Origin of the sequence: Bradyrhizobium sp. 23 (assembly GCF_023073295.1) — a bacterium.
Classification (GTDB): domain Bacteria; phylum Pseudomonadota; class Alphaproteobacteria; order Rhizobiales; family Xanthobacteraceae; genus Bradyrhizobium; species Bradyrhizobium canariense_D.
Genome location: NZ_JADPJF010000151.1, coordinates 661,166 through 667,439 on the forward strand (window position 1 = coordinate 661,166; position 6,274 = coordinate 667,439).

At 64.4% G+C, this 6,274-nt stretch carries 5 protein-coding genes; all 5 read right to left on the reverse strand.

Going from position 1 to position 6,274, the window contains the following annotated elements; translation table 11 throughout:
• Positions 1-81: 81 nt before the first annotated feature.
• The gene (locus IVB32_RS40250) at positions 82-2,253 is read right to left on the reverse strand and encodes a hybrid sensor histidine kinase/response regulator (RefSeq protein WP_247295784.1); all 2,172 of its coding nucleotides are present in this window, start codon (positions 2,251-2,253) and stop codon (positions 82-84) included.
• A 189-nt stretch (positions 2,254-2,442) separates the two neighbouring features.
• A complete protein-coding gene (locus IVB32_RS40255) occupies positions 2,443-3,225 on the reverse strand; it encodes a succinate dehydrogenase iron-sulfur subunit (protein WP_018459776.1) in 783 nt (260 codons plus the stop codon).
• A gap of 42 nt (positions 3,226-3,267) precedes the next feature.
• On the reverse strand, positions 3,268-5,103 hold the full coding sequence (gene sdhA / locus IVB32_RS40260; protein WP_018459777.1) for a succinate dehydrogenase flavoprotein subunit: 1,836 nt from the start codon (positions 5,101-5,103) through the stop codon (positions 3,268-3,270).
• A 4-nt stretch (positions 5,104-5,107) separates the two neighbouring features.
• On the reverse strand, positions 5,108-5,524 hold the full coding sequence (gene sdhD / locus IVB32_RS40265) for a succinate dehydrogenase, hydrophobic membrane anchor protein (protein WP_007598776.1): 417 nt from the start codon (positions 5,522-5,524) through the stop codon (positions 5,108-5,110).
• Positions 5,521-5,919 carry a succinate dehydrogenase, cytochrome b556 subunit gene (gene sdhC, locus IVB32_RS40270; protein ID WP_018459778.1) on the reverse strand — a complete coding sequence of 133 codons (399 nt, stop codon included), beginning with the start codon at positions 5,917-5,919 and terminating at the stop codon, positions 5,521-5,523. Before sdhC ends, sdhD begins: the two co-directional genes overlap by 4 nt.
• Between the last annotated feature and the right edge of the window lie 355 nt (positions 5,920-6,274).

A 6,274-nucleotide genomic window follows, 5' to 3' on the forward strand; every position in this document is an offset into this window, starting at 1 on the left:
ATTCGCGTTTTCTGACCGGCTTTTGCATGGCCGGATAACGCAAGCTAAATCAAAAGGTTCCCGTAGGTTCCGGGCGTCAGCTCACTCGGCGGCGCCGTCGCGCACCCGGCGCCGCGCGACCCGGTGCAGCACGCGCGATAGCTGATCGATCGCGTAGGGCTTCTGCACGAGCTCGAAATCGACCTTGCCGTCCTGGGACAGCGCCTCGCTGTAGCCGGTGGTCAGCACGACCGGCACGCCGATGCCGCGGTCGCGGACCGCCTGCGCGAGATCGAGCCCGGTCATGCCGGGCATCACGATGTCCGAGAAAACGACATCGAAGCGATCGGCATCCATGACCAGCTCGGCGAGTGCATCGGTTGCGTTGTCGATCAGCGTGACGCTGTAGCCGAGCTCGGTGAGGCCGTCGGCCGCGAAATTGGCGAGTTCGATATTGTCCTCGACCAGCAGCACCGACATGCCGCTGCCGGCCACGGCCGGGGCCGTATTCGGTGCCTGCCGCTGCGGCAGCAAATCCGGCGCCACGCGCGGCAGGTAGAGCGAGAAGGTGCTGCCGTGGCCGACCTCGCTGGTGACTGTCACCTCGCCGCCGGACTGCCGGGCGAAGCCGAACACCTGCGATAGGCCGAGACCGGTGCCGTGGCCGATCTGCTTGGTGGTGAAGAACGGTTCGAAGATGCGCTCGAGCCGCGTAGCCGGAATGCCGATGCCGGTGTCGCTGACGGCAATGCCGACGAAACCGTGTTTGCCAGCAAGGTCACGGCCGCCTGAAAGATCAGGGTTGCCCGAGACGGGAGCCCGCGTGTCCGCAATGGTCGCCGCGGCCTCGACGTTGAAGACGATCCTGCCCTTGCCGTGCATGGCATCGCGCGCATTGGTCGCCATGTTGATCAACGCCGTCTCGAACTGGCTTGCATCGGCATTGACGAGGCAGGGCTCGGCCGGCAGCCGCATCGCGATTTCGATCGCGGGTCCGAGCAGCGTCGCGAGCATGTCGTGCAGCGACTGCAACCGCGCGCCGACGTCGAACACCTCCGGCTTCAAGGTCTGGCGGCGCGCGAAGGCGAGCAGCTGCGATGTCAGCTTGGCTGCGCGCCCGACCGCGTCTGCGATGGCCGTGATGTAGCGCTGGCGCCGCTCCTCGCTCAGCTGCGGCCGGTTCAGCAGGTCAACGGAGGCGCGAATCACGGTCAGGAGGTTGTTGAAGTCGTGCGCGACGCCGCCGGTGAGCTGGCCGAGCGCCTCAAGGCGCTGGCTGTGCTTGAGCGCCTCCTCGGCTTCGCGCCGCGCGGCGGCCTCGGCCTGGAGATGCTGGGTGCGCCGGAACGCGAACGCCAGCAGCAGAAACAGCAGCGCGGTGGCGGGAATGCCGAACACCAGATGCTGGCCCATGGTGGCGAACCAGCGCGCGCGGATCGCCGAGGTCTCCAACCCCGCGCTGACATAGATCGGGTATTCGGCGATGCGTCGGTAGCCGATGCGGCGCTCGACCTCGTCCCATGGCCAGGCAATGGTGATGAGGCCATGCTCGGGGTGAGCTGCGATGCTGCGGCCGACCGGCCCGTTAGGATCGAGCCTGAGGTCGCGATCCAGCCGCGGAAGATGCGCCAGCACCACGCCGTCGGTGCGTCCCATGGCGAGGAAGCTGCCAGGGTCGGAGCCGATCCGGGCATAAAAGCTCTCGAAATATTCCGGGAGGACAGAGGCCTGGATCACGCCGATGAAGCTGCCGTCGTCGGAGCCGCGGCGGCGGCTGACCCCGAAGAAGCGCGCGCCCTGATAGGGCTGGCGCGGCGTCAGGGGAACACCGATGTAGCTGCCGATGGTCTGGTCGACATGGGCGGCAAAGTAGTCGCGGTCCGCAAAGCTCTGCGCCGGCGGCGGCGAGGCCAGGCTGTTGACCAGCGACTTTCCGTCCGCATCGAAGATCCATGCCGATTTGAGCTGCGGCAGCGAATCGGAGAGTTGCTTCAGGCGGCGGTGCAGGGCCGGCTCGCGCGAGCGGATGATGTCGTCGGGCATGCCGCGCACCACCTCGTTGATCTCGGCGAGGCTGCGGTCGATGGTCTCGAACACCTTGAGCGCATGCTCATGCGCGACATCGAGGGTGCGCTCGATCTCGCGGTCGGCGATATCTTTCGTCGAGGTGTAGGAGATCGAGGCGGCGATCGCGAACAGCGCAATCGGCAGCGCCAGGGACGCAGCCATCATCCACTGCAGCAATCTCAGCGAATTGCGTTGTGCGCCCTGCACGGTCGCTCCGGTCCCACGCCGGAGAGCTTACTTGAATTTCGCGCCGGGAAGGAAGCGGCTTGTGGCGGGAACCAGAGGTTGCAACCCGCCTGCTTGCGCGCGCAGGGGTGCAGGCAAAATCTACTCGAACACCTGCCCGTCGTAGAATGCCCCGGCCGTTCCGGCCGGGGATCGCAGCATGAATGACGCCTAGATCTGGCGCTCGACCATCTTGAGCTTGAGCTCGGCGATGGCTTCCGCCGGGTTGAGGCCCTTCGGGCAGGCCTTGGCGCAGTTCATGATGGTGTGGCAGCGATAGAGGCGGAACGGGTCCTCGAGATTGTCGAGCCGCTCGCCGGTCGCCTCATCCCGCGAATCCGATACCCAGCGGTTGGCCTGGAGCAGCGCGGCGGGACCGAGGTAGCGCTCGCTGTTCCACCAATAGCTCGGGCAAGAGGTCGAGCAGCAGGCGCAGAGGATGCATTCATAGAGGCCGTCGAGCTTCTCGCGGTCTTCGTGGCTCTGCTTCCATTCCTTCTGCGGCGTCGGCGAGGTCGTCTTTAGCCACGGCTCGACCGAAGCGTATTGTGCATAGAAATTGGTGAGGTCGGGGATGAGGTCCTTCACGACAGGCTGGTGCGGCAGCGGATTGATCTTCACCGCGCCGTCCTTCACGTCGTGCATCGAGCGGGTACAGGCCAGGGTGTTCTGGCCGTCGATGTTCATCGCGCAGGAGCCGCAGACGCCTTCGCGGCAGGAGCGGCGGAAGGTCAGCGACGGGTCGATGTTGTTCTTGATCCAGATCAGGCCGTCCAGCACCATCGGCCCGCAATCATGGGTGTCGACGTAATAGGTGTCGACGCTGGGAGTCTTGCCGTCGTCCGGATTCCAGCGATAGACGCGGAATTCACGGACCTCAGTCGCGCCCGCGGGCTTCGGCCAGGTCTTGCCGCCTGATATCTTGGAGTTCTTCGGAAGTGCGAATTCAACCATTTCGATAAAGCTTTCGCTGTTCGCTCAGTACACGCGCGCCGTTTAGTAAACGCGAGCTTTGGGCGGGATGTACTGGACGTCGTTGGTCATGGTGTAGTCGTGAACGGGGCGGTACTCGATCTTGACCTTGCCGGAATCTTCCAGCCAGGCCAGCGTGTGCTTCATCCAGTTCTTGTCGTCGCGCTCGGAGAAGTCCTCGCGGGCATGCGCGCCACGGCTCTCGGTGCGGTTGGCGGCCGAGTTCATCGTCACCACCGCCTGCGAGATCAGATTGTCGAATTCGAGCGTCTCGATCAGGTCGGAATTCCACACCAGCGAGCGGTCGGATACGGCGATGTCGATGATGCCGCTATGGACCTTCTCGATCAGGTTCTGGCCTTCGCTCAGGATGTCGCCGGTGCGGAACACCGCGCAATTGTTCTGCATCACGTGCTGCATGCCTTCGCGCAGCTTCGCGGTCGGCGTGCCGCCGGAGGCGTAGCGGTAGTGGTCGAGCCGGCCGAGCGCCAGGTCGGACGAATTCGCCGGCAATTCCGGCTGGCTGGCGTTCGGCGTGAGCTTCTCGGCGAGGCGCAGCGCCGCGGCGCGTCCGAACACGACGAGGTCGATCAGCGAGTTGGAGCCGAGGCGGTTGGCGCCGTGCACGGAGACGCAGGCGGCCTCGCCGATCGCCATCAGGCCGGGGATGATGGCGTTGTCGTCGCCGTCCTTCTTGGTCAGGACTTCGCCGTGATAGTTCGTCGGGATGCCGCCCATGTTGTAATGCACGGTCGGCACAATTGGGATCGGCTCGCGCGTCACGTCGACATTGGCGAAGATCTTTGCGGATTCCGAGATGCCCGGCAGGCGTTCGGCCAGCACCGCGGGATCGAGATGGTCGAGATGAAGGAAGATGTGGTCCTTCTTCTTGCCGACACCGCGACCTTCGCGAATCTCGATGGTCATCGCGCGCGAGACGACGTCACGCGAGGCCAGATCCTTGGCGGAGGGCGCATAGCGCTCCATGAAGCGCTCGCCCTCGGAGTTGACGAGATAGCCGCCTTCGCCGCGCGCGCCTTCGGTGACGAGACAGCCCGAACCGTAGATGCCGGTCGGGTGGAACTGCACGAACTCCATGTCCTGCATCGGCAGACCGGCGCGCAGCACCATGCCGCCGCCGTCGCCGGTGCAGGTGTGCGCCGAGGTGCAGGATGCATAGGCGCGGCCATAGCCGCCGGTGGCGAGGATCACGGTCTGGGCGCGGAAGCGGTGCAGCGTGCCGTCATCGAGCTTGAGCGCGATAACGCCGCGGCAGGTGCCCTGGTCGTCCATGATCAGGTCGATGGCAAAGAACTCGATGAAGAACTCGGCCGCGTGACGCAGCGACTGGCCGTACATCGTGTGCAGCATGGCGTGGCCGGTGCGGTCGGCGGCGGCGCAGGTGCGCTGCGCCTGGCCCTTGCCGTAGTCCATGGTCATGCCGCCGAACGGGCGCTGGTAGATCTTGCCGTCTTCGGTGCGCGAGAACGGCACGCCCCAATGCTCGAGCTCGTAGACCGCCTCGGGCGCGTTGCGCACCATGTATTCGATCGCGTCCTGGTCGCCCAGCCAGTCCGACCCCTTCACGGTGTCGTACATGTGCCAGCGCCAGTCGTCCTTGTGCATGTTGCCGAGGGACGCCGAGATGCCGCCCTGCGCCGCGACGGTGTGCGAGCGGGTCGGAAACACTTTGGTGATGCAGGCGGTACGAAGACCGGCTTCGCTGCAGCCGACCACGGCGCGCAGGCCTGCGCCGCCGGCGCCGACCACGACGACATCATAGGTGTGATCTTCGATCGGATAGGCTTTGCCGTTGGTGGCGGGAGCGCCGTTGCCCTTGCCATTGGTCTCTGTGGCCATGGGTTTAGACTCCGGAGGAAAGTTTCAGGATCGCGTAGGTCGAGGCGAGCGCCACGGCGAACGAGAAGAAGTTGTTGAGCATGATCGAGATGAGCTTCAGCTTCTCGTTATGGATGTAGTCCTCGATCACGACCTGCATGCCGATCTTCATGTGCCAGGCGCTGGCGAAGATGAAGAGCAGCAGGATCACCGCGATCGGCAGCGAGCCGAGAATCTGTGCGGCGCCGGCCTGGTTGCGGCCGAGCAGCATCATCACGATCACGATCACGGGGATCATCAGCAGCGTCATGGCGACGCCGGTGATGCGCTGGCGCCAGAAATCGGAGGTGCCCGAATGCGCCGCGCCGAGATTGCGCACGCGGCCGAGCGGGGTGCGCATGGAGGAGCCCTTCGGGGCGCCGTGGGATTCGTCGAAACTCATCGTCCGCCTCCGATCGCGTAGGCGATGATCCAAATGAGGACCGTGAGCACGATGCCGCCGATCAGGGCGCCCCAGGTCAACGCTTCGCGCTCATTGGCCTTGAAGCCGTAGCCGAGGTCCCAGACGAAATGCCGGATGCCGCTGAGCATGTGGTGCATCAGCGCCCAGGTGTAGCCGAACACGATCAGGCGGCCGATGATGCTGCCGGTGAAGGCTTGGACGTGGCTATAGGCGGCGGGGCCGGAGGCCGCCGCAATCAGCCACCAGGCCAGCAGCAGCGTTCCGGCGTAGAGGGCAATTCCGGTGGCGCGATGGACGATGGAAAGCGCCATCGTCAGGGTCCAGCGGTAGGTCTGAATGTGCGGCGAAAGCGGTCGTTCGATCCGTGCGGTCATGGGCTTCAATTGCTTTATTGCGGCCCAGCATGGGGCGCGCGGGGATCGCGAAAGGTCGGCTCTATTTACGGAGTCGATTTCACCTGCGCAATCACCAAATCGCCATAAACCGAACTTGAGTTCAGCTCTAGGCCCTTGATGTAACAAGGCCAATCGGAGACTTGGTATACCAGAGGGGTGGCGCACCGGCTAAAGATAGAATATAAATTCACCTCTTGTAATGAGACCCGAGACGCATTGAAATTACTATTGGAACGGCTCCAAGCCGCTGCGGGCCGGCCAGGGTTCGAGCCAGTCAGTTCATGACGTTCGAACCGGTAGGGATGGTCGGCAAGCAATCTCCAAGTTCCGCGAA

What these genes read in the sequence shown, in the direction of transcription:
- IVB32_RS40255 (WP_018459776.1), bottom strand. Translation starts at nt 3,225, where the DNA reads ATGGTTGAATTCGCACTTCCGAAGAACTCCAAGATATCAGGCGGCAAG.
- sdhA (WP_018459777.1), bottom strand. Translation starts at nt 5,103, where the DNA reads ATGGCCACAGAGACCAATGGCAAGGGCAACGGCGCTCCCGCCACCAAC.
- sdhD (WP_007598776.1), bottom strand. Translation starts at nt 5,524, where the DNA reads ATGAGTTTCGACGAATCCCACGGCGCCCCGAAGGGCTCCTCCATGCGC.
- sdhC (WP_018459778.1), bottom strand. Translation starts at nt 5,919, where the DNA reads ATGACCGCACGGATCGAACGACCGCTTTCGCCGCACATTCAGACCTAC.